This window comes from Paenibacillus sp. NPDC058177, assembly GCF_042883835.1.
Lineage (GTDB): Bacteria > Bacillota > Bacilli > Paenibacillales > Paenibacillaceae > Paenibacillus_AQ > Paenibacillus_AQ agri.
The window spans coordinates 788,674-808,523 of record NZ_JBHVVB010000001.1; the positions used below are offsets into that span (position 1 = coordinate 788,674).

Sequence of the window (19,850 nt, forward strand, 5' to 3'; positions counted from 1 at the left end):
CTAAACCACCTTACTTGGGGCGGCTTTATATTGATATCCTGATGTAACCGCAATAGCGGAAATAGGAGAGACCGGATAAGCTCGATTCAGGGGCTTATCCGGTCTTATTTTGAAATAACTAACTAATCATATGATTCTAATTCTAGCGTTGCTGCTTCTCCTGCATTTCCAAATAGTTGCGCATCCGGCGCATATTTTCGGGTGCATCCATGGGATCGGCGGCGATCATTTCAATGATACAGAGTCTTTCGGCACGTTCCTTCTCCGCCTGGATTATAGCCTGGTCAAGCTCCCCATAGGACCGGACAGTCACGGTGAATGCATCGCCTCCAAAAGCTTCGGCCAGCTTCGTGTATGACCAGCGCGGAATTTTGTTATATTGCTGCTTCTCTGTTTTGACATTTAAATATTTCTCGATCGTATAACCATCGTTATTCAAGATGAAGATAATAGGCTTGCATTCATAATAGAGCATGGAGCTAATCTCTTGGGCTGTTAGCTGTAAGGAGCCATCACCTGTAAATAACAACACCCGTCGGTCCGGGGCAGCGATACAGGCACCAAATGCCGAGGGTGTGGCATAACCGATGGACTCCCAGCCTCCCTGAGCAATATACGTTACATTGCGCGGCAGTCTTACTTGCGCCATTCCGTTGTAAAACGTACCGGTCTCGGCAATCACAATATCTCCCTCTTTCAGCATCTGCTGAATACGAGGATAATAAATGGCCGCCGTTAGTGGATCATCGGTCCCGCCGGTGATTTGGTCGTATGGGAATGTCGGGTTTCCAGCCAAGCCTTGGCCTTTGTAACCGACCTTCTGTAACGCTAGCAACATGTCAGCAGCGAACACATTCGGATTTTCCGCTTCTGCGGCCTTAACCTTATCCGGTTGAATATCGACTGTCACCAGTGGGTTCAGCTTCGCAGTGAAATTCGCAGTGTTGTTGTCCGCCAATACCAAGCCTATCGCAAGGATACAGTCTGCATTTTCTACCGTGGCTTGAACTTCAGAACTTCCGAAGGAGCCTTCGTACATCCCAATATAATTGGGATGGGTTTCGTCGAATGCCCCTTTTCCGAACATCATTGTCGCTACGGGTACATCCATGGTGTCGGCCAACCGCCGAACCGCTGTCTCCAGGCCAAAACGCATTGTTTTGACATCAACGAGAATGACTGGACGGTGGGCACGCTCTAATAACTGGCGGACATGTTCTGTTGCTGCTTGAAGGGTTTTCAGATTGGACGCTGGACGCGGAAGAACGGGCTCTTGGCGAGTAATGACCGGCTTGGTCACCAGATCATCAGCCACAACCAGATATACCGGTTTTTTCTTTTCCTTGGCGATGCGAATGGCGGCAGGAATTTCAATTTCGGCGTTTTCTGGCGTCAATTTCACGGTGTAAGCTGTAATCAGTTCATACACTTTGTGGAAGACGTCGAAATCTCCATTCATCAACGTGTGGTGCATCAGCTTGTGTGCTTGTTGATCCTTCTCGGGAGGTGCACCTACGATGTGAATCAGCGGCACATGCTCACTGTTAGCTCCCGCGATTGCATTGCAGGCACTGAGCTCCCCCACCCCGAAAGTCGTGATAAGAGCGGAGAGACCTTTGATTCTTGCATACCCATCCGCTGCATAGCCTGAGTTCAATTCGTTTCGTCCACTAATAAAGTTAACCCCGTTATACTGCTCCAGTGCATCCAGTAGTGTGAAATTATAGTCTCCAGCAACGCCGAAAATTTCGGTAATCCCCTCCAGCTTCAGGCAATCGAACAAATACTGGCCAAGTGTTTTTTGCGATGTTCCAGTTATCGGGTTAGAGCTGCCCACCGCTGTTTTCATTACCATCTCTTGCTCACTCCCTATCAAGACAAGTTTTTTGAATAACTTTCCCTTCGCAGTGCTAGTTATTCACTAAGGTACAGGTCCCTACAGGCCGCCCACCTGACCTGATTTCTCTTACATACAATAGGCGAAAGACTTCGCCAGTTGTTTGAGGTTTTTTATGAGTGGAATTATATTTTCGGAAGTGCGTCGTAATTTTATATAGTAGGTGTCGCATATTCCTATTAAAAATGCCCAGAAGATGTGATACCTTATAGGTGGATGTCAGAATAATATATACTTGGAGGCCAAGCGAAATGACCATTAGAATTGGCAAAATCAGTTTTTGGCACGTCCATGCCTGGGACTATGTCAAACAAGCCCAAGAGCATGAAGATACCGTTATCGCTGCGGTGTGGGATGAAGATGCTGAGCGCGGGGCAGAGGCTGCTGCGAAACTGAATGTTCCTTTTTTTGAATCCCTGGATGAAATGCTGGCACAAGAAGATATTGATGCCGTAATTGTAGATGCGCCGACGAATCGGCATGAAGAGGTTATACTGGCTGCGGCCAAGGCGGGCAAACATATTTTCACGGAAAAAGTGATCGCCTCCACGCAAAAGGAAGCCAATCATATCCTTGCTGCTGTTAACGATAATAAGGTCAAGCTGACGGTTTCGCTGCCTCGTCTAAATGATGCGTATACTTTGAAGATACAAGAGGTCCTGGAACAGAAATTACTGGGTAAAATCACATACGTTAGAGTTCGTTTGTCCCACAACGGGGCCACGGCGAACTGGTTGCCATCTCATTTCTACAATCTGGAGCAATGTCAGGGCGGTGCATTGATCGATTTGGGTTGTCACCCAATGTATCTGACCCGTTTGTTCCTAGGGGAGAAAATCACTGGTGTAAGCGCTAACTTTGGTTATGTGACCGGTAAGGAAGTGGAAGACAATGCGGTGGCTACTTTGCATACCGAATCAGGTGCAATTGGTGTGGTGGAAGCCGGATTCGTGAACAGTCATTCGCCGTTTACCATTGAAGTGCATGGAATTGAAGGGACTCTTTTGTTCGGAACGCCGGAGGCCAAACTTCTACTCAAGACAAATGTCGGTTCACAGGATTCGCCAGAGTGGAATGAGCTGACACTGCCGGATAACCGGGAGAGTGCGTTCCATCAGTGGGTTGGCCACATTCGGGGGAATACGCTGGCTGAAGAGAACCTGGCAATAGCCACCGAGCTTACTTCTCTGATGGAAGCGGCGAATCGCTCCGTCCAGGAAGGACGTAAGATCAAGCTGGAAGAACTCGGCTCCTAATGCCTTTGGGAGGACGCTTACAATGAATAAATTTCCTTTCGAGATCATGTTCGAGAAGCATGAACTTCTGGAGCGGCTGGATCTCACCATCCCGTGGGGACATTATGAGATTCGGGTGCTGCGGTTTCACCTGACCTCTTTTCCACCAGGTAAGATCATTGATTTCCACGTTCATGCTGAATTCGAATTTCATTTTATCCCGAGAGGAAAAGGGAAGGTTATTCTCGGCGATCAAATGTACCCGTTGTCCGAAGGGATGCTATATATGACCGGACCGGGGCTCGTTCATTACCAGGAGGCCGACTCCGAAGAGTCCATGGAAGAGTTGTGTCTGCATGTGGACATTGTAGAGAAGCCGAGGGAAGATGTAGATCCATGGGAGGCTGCAGAAGCCGAAGAATTCGTCGCGAAGCTCCGGGCGCTGCCCTTGACACCGGCGTATGATTATCATCAGGCGATGAAATGTTTTTTGGAAGCTTATACAGCCTGTGATGGAAAGCTCATCGGCTACTATACATCGATTAGGCACCTGGTTATCAGCATTCTGATCAAAGCAGCAAGAGCCTATGATACAGGCGAGATCGTGAGTGAAGCCCCAGTCCGGGATATGTCGACCTATCGCTATGAGTATGCCGTCCAGTACATGGAAGCGAACCATTCGTCGGCTGTCACACTGGACAATGTAGCAGAGAAACTGAACATCAGCAGCAGGCAGCTGCAGCGGATTTTCAATCAGGCTGATCCGAAACGGCCATTTAGCAGGGTTTTGGAAGATATTAGGTTGCAGGCGGTATGTCGCAATCTGGAGGAGAGTACGTACCCGATTGAGCAGATTGCGCAGGCAGCGGGCTTTACGAATGCGAACTACCTGCATGCCGTTTTTCGCAAACGCATGGGGTTGACGCCCGCGGTGTATCGTAACATGAAACAGCAAACTACTAGTGAGGGAGAATGGATATGAGCAAAGTATACAAGGTTGGAATTATTGGCTGCGGCGGGATCGCTAATGGAAAGCATTTGCCGAGTTTAAGTAAGCTTGCGAACGTTGAGCTGGTAGCTTTTTGCGATATCGTAGGGGAACGGGCGGAAGAAGCAGCAGCCAAGTATGGAGCCGTAGATGCCAAGGTCTATACGGACTATCAGGAACTCTTGCAGGACGCTTCGATTGACATTGTGCATGTCCTAACACCAAATATCTCTCATGCTGAAATCTCCATCGCAGGGCTCGAAGCCGGCAAGCATGTGATGTGCGAGAAGCCAATGGCCAAGACCTCCGAGGAAGCCAAAGCGATGGTGGAAGCAGCTAAACGGACTGGCAAGAAACTGACTATCGGTTATAATAACCGTTTCAGAGAAGACAGCTTGTATTTGAAAAAGCTTTGCGAAGAAGGCGAGCTCGGCCATATCTACATGGCTAAGGCTCACGCGATCCGCCGGAGAGCTGTCCCGACCTGGGGTGTCTTTCTGGATGAGGAGAAGCAAGGCGGCGGGCCGCTGATTGATATCGGCACCCACGCACTGGATTTGACCTTATGGATGATGGACAATTATAAACCTAAGGTAGTGCTTGGCACGAAGTATCATGAGCTTTCCAAGAGAGAAAATGCAGCCAATGCCTGGGGACCTTGGGACCCGAGCCAGTTCAAAGTAGAAGATTCGGCGTTTGGCATGATCGTGATGGAGAACGGAGCGACGATTATGCTGGAATCCAGCTGGGCGCTGAACTCCCTCGAAGTAGATGAGGCAAAATGTAGTCTGAGCGGAACGGAAGCCGGGGCGGACATGAAGAACGGTCTGCGCATCAACGGCGAGAAGTACGGCCGCTTATACACGAATGAAGTTGAACTGAGCGCTGGCGGAGTAGCCTTCTACGAAGGCCGTGAAGAAAGTGCGCCGGACATCGAGATGAGAAAATGGATTGAAGCGATTGAAGAGGACAAAGATCCAGTCGTCACGCCTGAACAGGCTTATGTGGTGTCACGGATCCTGGAAGCCCTCTATGAATCTGCTCGTACAGGTCAAGCGGTTTACTTGGACTAGAAGACACCGGATAAGCACAGAACAGTACGTCTCCCGCCAACGGGAGATGTGCTGTTCTTTTGTTTTTAGAGGGAAATAGGTGTTGTAGTAATCATGCAGGACGAAAGTCCCGACCTCGAAAGCGGGCTTGCACTGTGAATCGGCATGTTTCATACTATATAAGCAATTCATCTTGGAGAATGGGAAGAATTTATTTAATATCGTTAATTATTGGAGGGTTAGAAATGCGAATTGGAATTTTTGATTCCGGGGTGGGCGGCATTACGGTTTTGCATGAGGCCTTAAAGCAGCTTCCCATGGAGGATTATATATATTACGCCGATACACTGCATGTTCCCTACGGTCCGAAGCCGAAAGAAGAAGTAAGGACCTATATTTCTAATGCCGTAGAGTTCATTGTTGAACAGCAGGTCAAAGCAGTGGTGATTGCCTGCAATACTGCTACAAGCGTCTCGATAGACGAGCTAAGAGCACACTACGACATTCCGATCATCGGTATGGAGCCCGCGGTCAAGCCAGCGGTTGAACACAATCGGAGGGGAAATACGCGTGTTCTGGTAACCGCCACGGCTCTTACACTGAAGGAAGAGAAGCTGCAAAATTTAATAACTAAGCTGGATAACGAACATATCGTTGATTTGCTGGCGCTCCCGGCTCTCGTTCATTTTGCGGAGGAATTGGAATTTAGTGAGGAAGTCGTTCTGCCTTATCTTAGGGAACAGCTGCAAGGTTATGATTGGAGCCACTATGAGACGGTGGTTTTAGGCTGCACTCATTTCTCTTTCTACAAGGATATGTTCAGAAAGCTGCTTCCGGAAGGTATCCATATTATTGATGGAAACAGAGGAACGGTTAAGCATCTTAAAAGAACGCTGGCAGAAGCGGGAGATCTGCATAAGGGCAGCGGTAATCTGGAGTTTTATCAATCAGGAGTCAGGGTAAAGGCAGCAGCTGAGCTGGAGAAATACGGGCGGTTATTAAAAAGATTGGACCAGATTCATGTCTGAATCGCTGAAAAGTAGAGGGACATAGTGGTATAATAGACTACTGGACGTATTGTGGAGGAAACGAGAGACGTAAGGAGCGAATATTTTTGAAGACACTTATTATTGCGGAAAAACCGGATATGGGGCGGAATATCGCCGCCGCAATAGAACCGAAGGCCAAAAATCACCGTTCCTATCTAGAAGGGGAGCAGTACATTATTACCTGGGCGATCGGTCATTTGATCGGCTTGGCTGAACCCGATGCCTACGATGTTAAATACAAAAAATGGAACATTAATGATCTGCCGATTATTCCCGATGAATTCAAGCTGGTACCAAATTCCAGAACGATGGATCAGCTTAAGGTGATTGCGGAGCTGGCGAAACGGAGCAATCTGCTGGTAAACTCCTGCGATGCCGGGCGGGAAGGGCAACATATCTTTTCGCTCATTCAACGGCACCTGAAGCTTAAACATCCCGTTAAGCGCCTGTGGATCTCTGATTTGACGCCGGAAACGATCCGCAAGGGCTTTCAGGAGCTGAAGGACGGGGCCGAATACGAGAATCTGACCAAGGCGGCAAAAGCGCGCAGTGAAGCCGACTGGCTGATTGGCATGAACGGCTCCCGCGCATTTACGACGAAGCACAATGTGCTGTTGTCGGTGGGCAGAGTACAAACTCCCGTACTGGCGCTTATTTATGACCGGCAGAAGACCATTGAGGCCTTCTCATCGCTGAAGTTTTTTGAAGTGGAAGGGCATTTTACGCAGGGTGAGATGACGTATAAAGGTATGTGGCAGGGCGAACGCATGACCGACGGGGCGAAGGCTGAGGCATTAGCCGCTAAGGTGAAGGGCAAGCCGGGACGGATTGCTTCCTACGAGGTCAAAGAGACCAAGGAGTATCCGAACAAGCTGTATGATTTGACGCTGCTGCAGCGGGAAGCGAACGGCAAGTACGCTTTTTCGGCCAAAAAAACGCTGGATGTCGCGCAGGCGCTCTATGAAAAGCATAAAGTCATCTCGTATCCGCGGACGAACTCCAACTATGTGACCGAACAGAACATTCCCGAGATGCATAAGACCTTGTCTGCGCTGCAAGGCACGGCCTATGACGAATGGGTGAAGGGGGCTAACCGGAATCTGGTGCACAAAGGCAACAAATTCATTTGTAATCCGGCGAAGGTCGAGGACCACCATGCCATCCTGCCCACTAATCGCAAAGCTTCAGGACTCAGTGCGGATGAGCAGAAGCTGTATGATCTCATCGTTCGTCGTTTCCTGTCACAGTTCTACCCGGCGGCGGAATATAAGGTACATACTGTCATTACAGAGGTAGAGAACGAGAAATTCAAAACCACGGTCAAGGAACTGCTGAGCCTGGGATGGAAGGTTATTTATGCCGACCAGAAGAAGGACAAGGCGAAGACTTCCAAAGGCAAAGGTAAGGACGAGGAAGAAGAGGAAGAGATCGAAGTGAATGAGCCGTTCTCAGTCGCTCCATCCCATCCATTGACCTGCAGTGATGCCATTGTGAAAGAGAAGGACACGCAGCCGCCCAAGCATTACACAGAGGGAACATTGCTTAAAGCGATGGAGAGTGCCGGGAAGCAGATTGAGGATGAAGAACTACGTGATGCGATGAAGGATTCGGGTCTGGGGACACCAGCCACACGTGCGGCTACGATTGAACGACTCAAGAATGTCGGATACGTGGAAATGCAAGGAAAGAAAATTGCGATTACTCAAAAAGGCCGAACTGCGATCGAACTGATCCGCGGTGCCGGTATTGAGCTGCTGACCTCGCCAGAGATGACCGGACAATGGGAACGGCGGCTGACGGAAATCTCACGTGGTACAGCGTCGGATAATCAGTTTATGGAGAATGTCAAGAAATTCGCCACGATGATCGTGACGAAGGTTAAGGTGCAATCTCGCGCGGACAAGACTTCGTTTGAAGGAGAGACGCCTGCTGTAAGTGGTAAAAGCCGGAGCGGAGCCGCTCGGAAGACGGAGAGCAAGGCAGCGGCTCCGCGCAAGCGCAAGACGGAAGGCGAGGGCGGGGCAAGCGGCAGCCGGACTAAAACTGCTCCTGCCCAAGCGTCCGCTGAAACCGGGCCGAAGATCATCGGCCAATGTCCAAATCCGGGCTGCGGCGGTATGATTTTTATGGGGCGCAAAGGATACGGCTGCTCTCATTACAAAGAAGGCTGCAAGTTCGTGATCTGGAAAGAATGCTATGGACGCAGTCTGACGGACACTCAGGTCAAAGCTTTGATCGAAAAAGGTAAGACGGGTAAGCTAAAGCTCACCGCCGAAGATGGCTCTCCGCTGGAGGGCAAGCTGGTGTTGGCCAACAGTGCCACGGGGCAATTAGCTGTGGAATAAGTCCTCATTAAAACATATCAAGCATGTGGAATTTCACATCTGCGGCGACCTATAAAACATGAAATAATCTTCCTCAGATTGATTTGAGGAGGATTTTTTCGTTTACTACACAAAAATTATTGACTGTTCGAACAAACAGTTTTAAGATAGATGCATAACAACTGACTGTTCAACCAAACAGTATTGGAGTGAGCGAGCAATGACTAAAACACAACCGTCCAACCAGGACGAACGAAGAAGTGCCATCATGCAAGCGGCATTCACATTATTCGGACAGGTGGGCTACACGAAAGCGACGATGAAAGACATAGCGGCTAAGGCGGGAGTGGCTCAAGGACTGATCGGATACCATTTCAGCACTAAAGAAACACTGCTGGTCGAAGTGGTCAGGGAGTGGATGATCAATCAAGGAATGAAGGCGGCCTTTGCGAAGTTGGATTTGCACCTATCTCCAGCTGAGCTTCTTCAGCAGGGGTTGCGCCATGTGGTTGAATTTCGAAAAGAAAACCCGGAGTGGTTCACATTATTGATCAGCCTTTGGACGGAGAGCGTGAACAACGAGAAGCTCGCCAAAGAGCTGCTGGAACTATACAAGGAAATGAAGTCGGGCATTATAGAGATCATCGATCGCATGGGGCTGCAGCTGAACCAGAGCGAAAAGGAGACTTTTGCAGCACTGATCCAGGCCGTTTTCGACGGATTGATGCTTCAAGCTCCTGTACCGCTGTCTCCGGAGCCGCTCTCCTACGAGCAGGTGTCACAGGGAATCGGATGGATGCTTGACGGAATTCGTTCTGCAGCACAGGAGAAAGGAGAATAAAACCATGACTAAGAACTTGATTAGAGTCGAAGGACTGGTCGTGCTGGTCCTAGGCACCTATTTGTACTTTTCCAACGGATACAGCTGGGCCGTCTTCCTGCTGCTATTAATGTTGCCCGACCTGTCCATGATCGGATATGTGGTCAGCAATAAGACTGGAGCGTATGTGTATAATTTTGCCCATACGTTCGTTACGCCTTTGCTATTATTACTGCTAGGACTGGTTTTCTCGGTCGATTTTCTCATGATGATCGGCTTCATCTGGATGGTTCATATCGGTATGGACCGAATGATGGGCTTTGGATTGAAATATGAAACGGTTTTTAAAGACACACATATTCAAAGACTATAACATTCGCTTAAATTGAAGACTTCAAAATCAGGACACCGGTTACTTCGGTGTTCTTTTTTGTCTAAACAACACATCTTAAAAGAGCTTTATATTTAATCATAGTGAAAAGACTCCTTTCTCAAGGAGTCAAGTTTTCGAATCAAAGTTATGACCATAAGAAGAACTATGTACGAGGAAATCTCGCATCAGTTGGAGAATACCTAATTGTGGATTTTCAAATGAACATGAAAGGATGATCCTTGTTTATGAACGACAACAAGCTCATCTGGTCAGTCAAAGCGAAAATGACGTTCGTACACCGTTGCTGCTTGCCCTGATCGTTACATTTGTGGCTGGGATCTTTGCAGCCTGCAGCAATTCCTCCGTGGGCAAAACAGCAAGTAAGTCTGCGCAGCAGACCAAAGAAACGGCTATGGTGACGCAAGAATCCGGAAGTATTTGGAAGCCGCTTCTTGTCTTATCTTGTGGCAAACGATCTGACAAGGACGGAAGAGTATACTTTAACAATAGAAGCGATACAGCAAGGCCGTTTTTATTACAGCAAAGATGACAACGTATATCGAGAAAACAAGATGACCGAAAACTTTATCCGTGAATTTGGAAAGCTGGGCAGCGAGAGCGTCATGGGCATTTACGGCTCAGCACATACCGGGCTTGATGAAATGGATTATACCCAATCTATTCCTTGTATGGCCAACCAATTACAGGAGCATTATGGCGACAACATTTATTCTGAGGATCTAAGATGGATTGCTAAAAATATTAAGCCATCCAGAGTAGATTACATCACCTTACAGGGCAAGGAGTACTTAGCATCGTATTTTGGGAAGCAGGATTTGAATGGGTTCAAGGATTATGCCGGTCTTTGTGATCAGCTGCACCAGGACAGATGGTTCAGTGGAAAGAGAATACTATCTGTCTAACGGCCAGATTTGGGAAGGCATGTATACAACACAACAATTCACAGCAGACTGACGATCAGTAATCTGAAGTCTAAAGGGAGGCTATCGTTGAACAAAGCGAAAACCAAGAAAGGATCATCCTAGAAAAGATGACCATAAAACATGCTGTTATAGATATAGCGGAGAACCGTACCACAAATAGTGGTAAAGCGGAGAGTGGTGGTTTTGGTTAACCTAAAAGAATGGAACATTACTGCATAAACTGTATGTAATAATTTAACCCAACAAAAGGAGCGAACAGGTAATTGTCTGTTCGCTCCTTTTGTTGGGAAGTTCAGTTTCAAGTGAACTGATTAGATCCATGTAAGAGTTCAAGGACTAGATCACTGTCAGTGTTCGCCGCTTGTTATATCTGATTGTTGGAAAGTCTCAGAACGCATTTCCTGTCTAGGTTCTTGGTGCTTTGTATTATCTTTGGTTATCCCAAAATATATGGCATTATTCGTCATTTGTACTGCAAAGCTATCTTTTGAAGCTCTTTCTTCCCTAGCTTAAAAGATTTATGTTACAGATAGTGTGGATGTCATAAACCGTATAAAATATTATGAAACATTTCGATAGTTGAAATACATGTTTTGGCTCATGCTTTAGACCAACAAAAACACCTTGTCAATTTGTATACTTTTTGACATGCTTAATAAAGGCGGAAGCGGGAAAGTATTGGCTTCCAATAATAGTCCGTTACAGTTATGGAAGTAAGGTGTAGAACACACCAGAATGGCTTCTGGAGCGGTCTGGCGAGGTGTCGAAGGGTGGGTGGGGAGTTTACATCAATTTTGTGCTTGGCACTTTCAGAAATGGCGTTAGCACATCCATCGACCGACTGTGAATATAATTTAAAGCGATACGATAACAAGAAAATATGTATTTTACGGTAATTGCAATTTACCTTCACGTAATGTAAAATTACTTGATGGAAAAAACATGGAAGGAGTGGTAGTATGAGGTGGAAACGGAAGACTTACATTCAGTCGACTTGCGTAATTTCATATTTCCATTCCATTAATACACTAAAGCATTTATTGCTTTAGTGTTTTTATTTTATGGGGGTGTAATAATTGTCAAGGTACAAAAGGGTTCTCGTTAAGCTAAGTGGTGGAGCAGTAGCAGGAAACTCTGAATTTGGTTTTGAGCCAGAAAGGTTAGACCATATTGCGGATGAAATTATGTCAGTAGTAAACTTAGGTATTGAAGTATCGTTAGTTATAGGTGGGGGTAACATTTTCAGAGGTAATATGGCGGAAAGCTGGGGGATAGAAAGGGCAGAAGCTGATAACATTGGGACGCTTGCCACTGTAGTAAATAGTTTAATGCTTCGTGGAGTTCTTAAAGCCAAGACCAAAAAGGAAGTACGAGTAATGACGGCAATACCTATTACTTCAGTTGCAGAACCATACATTCGTCTAAGAGCAATCCACCATCTAGAAAAAGGCTATATTGTAATTTTTGCAGGGGGAAACGGTCAACCTTACGTTACAACAGACTATCCTTCAGTACAAAGAGCCATCGAGGTTAATTGTGACGCTTTATTAGTTGCAAAGCAAGGTGTTGATGGTGTTCTTAATGCAGACCCTAAATTTGATAAAGATGCAAGGAAATTTCGTTCGCTTCATTACAACGACGTTTTAAAACACAACTTAAAGGTAATGGACCAATCAGCTTTCATTTTAGCAAGAGACTACAATCTGCCAATGCATGTATTTAACTTCGATAAACCAGGTTCGATGAAAGAAATTTGTGAAGGTAAGAATAACGGTACGATAATTAGTGGCGAATCAGTTTTAGAGTTGGAATGAAATATGTACTACTGATATGTATATCTTGTGGTCAAACTGTACTTTGTGCTTAGATACATCACGGTGAACCGTATCATAAATAGGGGCAAGTTTTTTAAATAATGACTGTTAGCTCATAAAGTAGACGAACCGATTTTCTTGTACGCAAACTTAAGTAGTAGATATGCATTTATTTATGGGGAGATTAAGAGGAATACATGATGTTAGAAAAAAAGTGACCCTGCTACGGGTCATTTGTATTTTAATCGAATGATCAGAAAAAGCGGATGACGAACATATGCCTTCCGGATCATAATTTAATAGGTTATTGCTGCTTAATATATACCCAAGCTCTCTCATAGCTTGTGCATAAAATATATAGAGCTCATTTGCATCAGTCTCGCAGTTTGCAAAGTTAATGAGTAGGGGGACGTTTATGAAAGGACTAATCTTGTGCGCTGGCCGGGGGACGAGACTGCAGCCTTCGACTTATACCAAACCAAAGTGCATGCTGCCTGTTAACGGTGAGTATATTCTTGTCTCAATCATTAACGAACTTGTTGCGGCCGGAATTACCGATATTGGAATCGTAGTGAACCATTCGCAAGGAGAGATCCGGGAAATGATCGGGGATGGGGGGCAGTGGAACGCCTCTTTAACCTTCCTACTGCAAAAAGAAGCTAAGGGACTGGCCGATGCAGTCAAAAGTGCGCAGTCTTTTGTGGCGGATTCCCCTTTTTTATTGATGCTTGGCGATAATTTGTATGAGGGTGATTTAGAGCCATTGATTCGATCACTGGACGCAGATAAATCTGCGGCTTCAATACTGCTTCAGCGGGTCGAGGAACCCCGTCAATTTGGTGTTGCCGTGATCAAAGATGGGCAAATTGTCAGTCTGGAAGAGAAACCCCGCTATCCCAAATCCAATTTGGCTATTGTCGGTGTGTATGCTTTGACAGCAGCCATCTGGCCGGCAATTGAGAGACTTACACCTTCTCCACGAGGGGAATACGAGCTAACAGATGCGATTCAAATGTTGGTTTCGGAAGGCCGGCATGTTGCGTACAGCGTAACGACCGCACCATTTTTTGATATCGGGACCCATGAGCGCTGGCTTGATGCGAACCGCTACAAGATGGATCAAGATCCCAAGAACTTTGTGATGCCTTCCGGCATTAACTTCGTTCAGTGGATCCCTCCGGTTAGGGTTGATCCGACCGCCCGCGTAACGAACAGTGTAATTGGACCTCATGTGTATATTGGTCCGGATAGCGTCGTCGAAGATTGTATTCTGACCAATAGCATTTTGACGGATCAGGTGCGATTGTCCCATGTTCATGCGGAGGGAAGTGTTTTTGGATCACATGTTCATCTAGCTGAACAAGAAATTCAGGAGCAGCCGGCCCGTTATATCCTGGGAGATCGCGCAACGATTACAAGATACAATCCTGACTTGCCGAACGTTTCAAAATAAATCGGCTGCTTACTGGGGATTGGTCCAATCCAGTCACTGGGGTAAACATACACTTAAAGTAGTCAAATGCATTAGACGACTATGCAGAAGTATACTTTTAAGGGTAGGTGGTCCTTGAGAATGATTGAGCTGGTTTTGACGATCAACGATAAAGACGGGAGCTATACGGCGCATGCGGGTGTTGTTCTTGCATCGATTTTTTTCAATACCCAGCAAACGATCAATGTGCACATTGTGCATGACGATTCCTTAAGTGAAGAGAACAAGTTAAAGCTCACCCAGTTGGTGGATGTATTTCATCACAACATCTTTTTTTATCACGTTACAGTTCCTGGGGATATGATTGAAGTTGCAGCCGGCGTTCATAAAATTGAATATTGGACTATGGCCAGTATGTACCGTTTGTTGCTTCCGAATTTTATTCAGGCTGACAGGGTTATTTATCTGGACTGCGACATTTTGGTCAATATGGATATTAACGAATTGTGGAGCATCGACCTGGGAGAACACTATTTGGGCGCAGTGCTGGACCAGGGCGAAAACTTGCTTGAGTACTTTACCTCACTTGGGCTAAATGCGGAGCTGTATTTTAACTCAGGGGTCATTCTGTTTCAACTGAACAATATCCGCAATAAACAGAATTGGTATGGAGAAATGCTCAATTTCTTGCGTGATTTTCCAATGATGACCATGCCGGATCAGGATGTTCTGAATGCCGTTTATAGCTCTAACTATTTGCAAATGGATCAGCGCTTTAATACGTTCGCTCATAGCGAACTCGATTTAGATAATAAAATTGTTCATTTCGCCGGAGACAACAAATGGTGGGAGACAGACTCACCCGCAGCACCGCTATACAATAAATTCCTTGCCATGACTCCCTGGGGCAGAGAATTTACACCAGCGCCAGTTTCTGAGCCGGAGCAGGCCAACATCCCGTCTGAGCCGCCCGCTCCAGAAATTCAACCTGTAGAAACACAGCTTCCGGAAAACCCGGTCCCTGAAGTTGCAGCCCCGGCCCTTGAAGTGGCAGCCCCGGCCCCGGAGAATATTCCCGTAAAGCGGCGCAGACGGAAACGCCGCAGATCGTTACGGTTACGGATAATAAGTAGACTGAGAAAGAAAAGAATGATCCGTGCCAAATATCGTTCTATAAAGCGGATAAAACTGATCAAGCGTCTACATGTAAAGAAGAAAAAAGCACTGCAATTGAGAAGGAAGAAAAAAGCACTGCAATTGAGAAAGAAGAAACTGCCGCTGGTCAGAAAAAAGAGCAAACATGTGATGAAAAAGGTACGTCCGAAAAAAAGCACATACCCTTTGAAGCGTACCTCATAAGTGTCTGTGAGAGCGATCCGCCCGGTGATCCGAGTGGATCGTTAGGGTTAGGGTGTTCTTTAATACACTATTTCTAAGAAGCTGAGTCAATGGCCTGTGAATTCGTTTCTCTGCAAAACTTGCCGCTTTAGCCAGCGCGGGGAACCGTATCATAAATAAGGGCAAGTTTTTTGCGGAATTCGTTGTGGGCATGGTGACGAAACTTTATCGGCGTGCCCAACATTGCCAAGGACCGATTCACATTTATCTAAACAACTTTCGTGTAAAAGTCAGTGCCGTATTGTTTTACGCAATTATTTTCGATCTCATCGCCTTAGTCAGATGGATGCAAAATAATTTATGTAGACTTTTCGGCACTTTTCTTTCATTCCTGTTTGTGCCGACTTTGTCTGAATGGAGATTATTATGAAAAGAGTTGGAATTGTTACTGTTTATTACAAAAACTATAATTACGGTGGCCAACTTGGGGCTTATGCACTGCACAAAGCTATAGCTAAGTTAGGATTTCATTGTGAGCAAATTACATTCAAGTGGCAAAATGAATACTACTTACGAGCGTGTGAAAGTGCTAAAAGTGCTGAATATTTTAGGGTTTTTTCCGAAAGCATTCCCCACAGCGAACGTTTATATACAGTATCTGATATTGCAGAATGTGTTAATGATTACGATATTTTTGTTTGTGGTAGCGACCAAATATGGGGTTTACCATGGGTTATTTCCGATGACATTTTACCCTGTATGGCACTTTCTTTTGTTCCAGCATCAAAAACGAAAATTGCATACGCACCAAGCATGGGAGGAGCAGAAATAGGGCCCGATCGAAAAAATATCCTTGCTCCACACGTTAATTCTTTAGACTTTGTTTCTGTTCGTGAAAAAAGTGCAATCCCTTTTGTGAAAACGATGAAGAATGTAGAGGTAACTCATGTATTGGATCCTGTAATGCTTCTTGATGAATACGAATGGGATGATATATCTGCTACTCCGCCAGAAAAAGCCTATATACTGACTTATGATTTACGAGATACAGGGGTTCAGGAATATGCTGAAGCACTTTCAAAAAAGTACGGATACGAGATTATATCTCTTGCAACTGCTGGAGCAGCTACATTTGGTCCGAAGGAATTTGTAGGATACATAAAACACGCTAAGTATTTTATTACTAGTGCTTTTCATGGGGCTGTCTTTGCCATTTTATATAAGGTTCCATTCTTGGTTTTCCCTGTATCTGATAATCCACAAGACCCCATATCAATGGATTCAAGACTGATAGCTCTGCTGGATACGTTTGGCTTATCTTCTTGCTATGTTTATGATACATCAAATATTCCAAATATTGATGATGTTACTTTTCATCATATAGACGAATCAAAAACAAGTGCATTTCGTCATAATTCACTTCAATTTCTTAAAAATGCTTTGGAATCTTAAAAATAAACCAAAGCATGTATAACAAAGATATTAATATCCCGTGGTAAGGAATTCGGTGAGTTATTGAGTTCAGGTGTTTGATATTCATTAGATGTACTAGAAGGGCCATCCCTACAGTGGATGGCCTAAAAAACTTGCCGTTACAGACAGCGCGATGAACCTTATCATAAGTAGTGGCAAGTTTTCTTGGGAGATCTTGCAAGAGTCTGTGTTGGCATTATATCGACTTTAGGAGTAGGATGGGGCACGCTCCGATAGAAACGATGCGCAAACAGGCTTCTGGGGGCTTTGCTTAGGAAAAGCGGCTTCTGTATTTAAGTCGAGCTTCCTACTAAATTTGCCTATGTTACAAAAATGTTTATCAGATCTTTAGAATGATTCTCTATGCTGTACTCTATAAGGGGGAGTACGATAATGAGAACAGGATGGAAGGCCGTAAAGAAAATACTGAAGCAACTGACATTAGCTGTTATCGGCCTGCTTATTGTAGGGACCGTAGCCATTTATTTGAACCACCAGTATCAGCTGCGCGAGGAGTCGGGGCTGTTTGCAGGTGAAGGGCAGAGAGTAAGGGTAAACAACCATGAGCTTAATGTATATAATGAGGGCAGTGGCGAAGACACCTATGTGTTCATGGCCGGTTCCGGAACTGCCTCGCCAATGTATGAGCTTAAAGGGCTTTACAGCAAATTCTCGGCGGACCACAAAATCGCGGTTATTGAAAGAGCCGGGTACGGGTATAGCGAGATCGCTGGCGACGATAGGGATCTGGATAAGATCCTCGAAGAATCGAGGGAAGCGCTGCATCGAAGCGGCAACAAGCCGCCTTATATTCTTGTGTCGCACTCTTTGTCAGGGCTGGAAGCGATCTATTGGGCGCAGAAATATCCCGATGAGATTAAAGCGATCATTGGACTGGATATTGGTCTTCCCGAAGAATACGTGGAGTATCCGTTGGGAAGGCTGGACAAGCTGTTCATGCGAGGCATGAATGTGATGACGCGCCTGGGTTTTCAGCGTTTGTCGCCTTTTATGACCTATGATCCCGAGATTATCCGGCAGACTTTTCTGACCGAAGAGGAGAAGCGGAAATTCAAAGCGATTTCTTATAAGCATGCTTTCAATGAAGATATGATGCGGGAACTCCTTAACGCAGCCACCAATGCTGGACGATCACTGAAGCTACCTTTACCTAAGGGAACGCCGATCCTGTTTCTATCCGCCTATACGGAAGAGAACCAGGATTCGAAATATACTCGCCAAAAGGAAGAGCACTATCAAGTAATCGCCGGACAGTTGGATGCTGCTGAGGTGGTTCGGGTAAAAGGTAAGCACTCTCTCTATTTGTACGCACCAGATGAAATCTTCCAGCTTGCGGAGAAGTTCATGGACAGACTGTAAATCAGACAAGCAGAAAGGCTGAATGATGAAGGAATACAACCTGCTCATTATAGAAGACGACCATTTAATCGGCTCATTGCTGGTGAAAATATTACAGCGCGAAGGGTATAAGGTCTACTGGAGAACAGACGGCAAAGATATGCTGGAGATTATCAAACATATAGATTTGGTCATTATGGATGTGATGCTGCCAGATGAAGACGGGTATTTATTGACCCGCAAGCTCAAGAATCGGGGACTTCCTATCCCCGTTATTTTTCTGTCCGCCCGGGGTGATATGGACAGCAAGCTTCAAGGACTGGAGATCGGAGAAGAGTATATGGTCAAACCGTTCGATCCTAGGGAACTATTGCTCCGGATACGGAAAATGCTGGACAGCACTTACGGGACCTTCGTGCAGATTTTACATCTGTATATCGGCGTGGAGCGGAAAAGGGTGTTCAACGGCAGCCTCCACCAGGAGGTGCTCTTTACCGCGACGGAGCGTAAGCTGTTCTTCTATCTGTACGAGAACCGGGGCCGCATCCTGTCCAAAGAGCATTTTCTCGAATACGCATGGCAATTGGAAGACCGCAATCCGAATCTGATTCCGGTACATATAAAGAAAGTAAGGGCGAAGATTCAGGATGAACTGGGCAAGATTATCGAGACTATATACGGAGAAGGGTATCGACTGAATACCTATTTTAAATCATGACATTAAAGACTAAATTCCGGCTGTTGCTGGTATCCGCACTTGTCACGGTGCCGGTTACAATGCTGGTGGTAGGTGTACTTGTTTCGCTAGTGTACGATGCGGTGTTCAAGACAGCTAACGGGGGGATACCTTTTTACGCCTCTTTTGCCTACCCAGTGATGCTCGGTCTCTTTTTGTGCTCACTGCTGCTGACTGCTCTCTTGTTCTCAAGGTCCATTCACTCCCTGCTGAAACGAATTAATTTGCTCAATCAGACGGTTCGGGAGCTCGCGAGCGACGAGAAGATTCCAGATACGCTTAGCGTTTATACCGGGGATGAAATTGGAGACTTGATCCGGTCGGTGAATCTGTTAATTGAACGTACGACTTATCGTGAGCTTCAGCTCCGTGAGCAGGAAGAACTTAACAAGGAGATGATGAACAAGCTGCGACATGATATTAACACTCCGCTGACCGCGATGCGGCTGCAGCTGTTCGATCTGGAAATCGAGAATCCAGAGCATGCCAACTTAACGTGGTCACTGTCCAGGCAGATTCAGTACATCTCGGAATTGACGACTGAAATCAGACTTCAATCCACCGGCACGCCGGACAGTTCGTATATCTTGAAGGACCGGGTGAATCTGCATGAATTACTAGAGACGATGGTGAAAAAGTGGGCTTATCTCTATAGCATCCAGAGTGTGGAGCTGCATTATGCATGCTTGAACCGGGAGCTGAACTGGACAAGCAACGTCCTGTGGCTGCAGCGGATGTTCGATAATATTTTTCAGAATGCGCTCAGACATTCAAACGCGAATATAGTCGAGGTATCGATTCAAGACAATGTGGTGACGATCTGCGATAACGGAACAGGTTTTGATGCACATGTCAGCCATTCCGGTCTTGGACTAAAGATCATTGAGGAACTGTCCCAGGTCCTGCACATTGCTTACACGTTGCAATCGGACGGGAGCGGAACAGTGTACCGGTTCACGGCGGAAGCTTTTTAAAGACATACCGTCTGCTATTCATCATTCTTAAGTCTAGCTTGT

Annotated in this window: 16 protein-coding genes; 15 read left to right on the plus strand and 1 reads right to left on the minus strand. The window is 46.0% G+C overall.

The genetic code is table 11. The features are described from left to right. Window positions 1–142: 142 nt before the first annotated feature. Window positions 143–1,855, minus strand: coding sequence for an alpha-keto acid decarboxylase family protein (locus ACFVU8_RS03745; protein WP_387425886.1), 1,713 nt, complete (start codon window positions 1,853–1,855; stop codon window positions 143–145). A 293-nt stretch (window positions 1,856–2,148) separates the two neighbouring features. On the opposite strand from ACFVU8_RS03745, the gene ACFVU8_RS03750 reads away from it, so the two are divergent. From ACFVU8_RS03750 to ACFVU8_RS03820, 15 genes are all read left to right on the plus strand, one after another. Further along, window positions 2,149–3,153, plus strand: coding sequence for a Gfo/Idh/MocA family protein (locus ACFVU8_RS03750; RefSeq protein ID WP_387425887.1), 1,005 nt, complete (start codon window positions 2,149–2,151; stop codon window positions 3,151–3,153). A gap of 22 nt (window positions 3,154–3,175) precedes the next feature. After that, complete coding sequence (locus ACFVU8_RS03755) at window positions 3,176–4,114, plus strand: helix-turn-helix domain-containing protein (protein WP_379464157.1); 939 nt, start codon at window positions 3,176–3,178, stop codon at window positions 4,112–4,114. Next, complete coding sequence (locus ACFVU8_RS03760) at window positions 4,111–5,193, plus strand: Gfo/Idh/MocA family protein (protein WP_379464155.1); 1,083 nt, start codon at window positions 4,111–4,113, stop codon at window positions 5,191–5,193. The genes ACFVU8_RS03755 and ACFVU8_RS03760 overlap by 4 nt, the downstream gene beginning before the upstream one ends. 224 nt (window positions 5,194–5,417) lie before the next feature. Next, on the plus strand, window positions 5,418–6,200 hold the full coding sequence (gene murI, locus ACFVU8_RS03765) for a glutamate racemase (RefSeq protein WP_387425888.1): 783 nt from the start codon (window positions 5,418–5,420) through the stop codon (window positions 6,198–6,200). Between the two features lie 86 nt (window positions 6,201–6,286). Further along, on the plus strand, window positions 6,287–8,566 hold the full coding sequence (locus ACFVU8_RS03770) for a type IA DNA topoisomerase (RefSeq protein ID WP_387425889.1): 2,280 nt from the start codon (window positions 6,287–6,289) through the stop codon (window positions 8,564–8,566). A 199-nt stretch (window positions 8,567–8,765) separates the two neighbouring features. Beyond that, window positions 8,766–9,386, plus strand: coding sequence for a TetR/AcrR family transcriptional regulator (locus tag ACFVU8_RS03775; protein ID WP_387425890.1), 621 nt, complete (start codon window positions 8,766–8,768; stop codon window positions 9,384–9,386). A 4-nt stretch (window positions 9,387–9,390) separates the two neighbouring features. After that, window positions 9,391–9,738 carry a DUF4260 domain-containing protein gene (locus ACFVU8_RS03780; protein WP_387425891.1) on the plus strand — a complete coding sequence of 116 codons (348 nt, stop codon included), beginning with the start codon at window positions 9,391–9,393 and terminating at the stop codon, window positions 9,736–9,738. A 452-nt stretch (window positions 9,739–10,190) separates the two neighbouring features. Next, on the plus strand, window positions 10,191–10,661 hold the full coding sequence (locus tag ACFVU8_RS03785; RefSeq protein WP_387425892.1) for a hypothetical protein: 471 nt from the start codon (window positions 10,191–10,193) through the stop codon (window positions 10,659–10,661). Between the two features lie 1,097 nt (window positions 10,662–11,758). Beyond that, entirely contained in the window at window positions 11,759–12,496 is a 738-nt protein-coding gene (gene pyrH / locus ACFVU8_RS03790) for a UMP kinase (RefSeq protein WP_387425893.1), read from the plus strand. A gap of 415 nt (window positions 12,497–12,911) precedes the next feature. After that, window positions 12,912–13,949: a sugar phosphate nucleotidyltransferase gene (locus tag ACFVU8_RS03795; RefSeq protein WP_387425894.1), complete on the plus strand. Its 1,038-nt coding sequence runs from the start codon at window positions 12,912–12,914 to the stop codon at window positions 13,947–13,949. A gap of 120 nt (window positions 13,950–14,069) precedes the next feature. Then, complete coding sequence (locus ACFVU8_RS03800; protein ID WP_387425895.1) at window positions 14,070–15,287, plus strand: glycosyltransferase family 8 protein; 1,218 nt, start codon at window positions 14,070–14,072, stop codon at window positions 15,285–15,287. A 405-nt stretch (window positions 15,288–15,692) separates the two neighbouring features. Beyond that, window positions 15,693–16,718 (plus strand): polysaccharide pyruvyl transferase family protein, encoded by a 1,026-nt coding sequence (locus tag ACFVU8_RS03805; RefSeq protein WP_387425896.1) that lies wholly within the window; start codon window positions 15,693–15,695, stop codon window positions 16,716–16,718. A gap of 414 nt (window positions 16,719–17,132) precedes the next feature. After that, window positions 17,133–18,119, plus strand: a complete 987-nt coding sequence (locus ACFVU8_RS03810) for an alpha/beta fold hydrolase (RefSeq protein WP_387425897.1) — start codon at window positions 17,133–17,135, stop codon at window positions 18,117–18,119. Window positions 18,120–18,144: 25 nt separating this feature from the next. Continuing rightward, window positions 18,145–18,816: a response regulator transcription factor gene (locus ACFVU8_RS03815; protein WP_387427188.1), complete on the plus strand. Its 672-nt coding sequence runs from the start codon at window positions 18,145–18,147 to the stop codon at window positions 18,814–18,816. Continuing rightward, the gene (locus tag ACFVU8_RS03820; RefSeq protein WP_387425898.1) at window positions 18,813–19,808 is read left to right on the plus strand and encodes a sensor histidine kinase; all 996 of its coding nucleotides are present in this window, start codon (window positions 18,813–18,815) and stop codon (window positions 19,806–19,808) included. Before ACFVU8_RS03815 ends, ACFVU8_RS03820 begins: the two co-directional genes overlap by 4 nt. The last annotated feature ends 42 nt before the right edge of the window (window positions 19,809–19,850 follow it).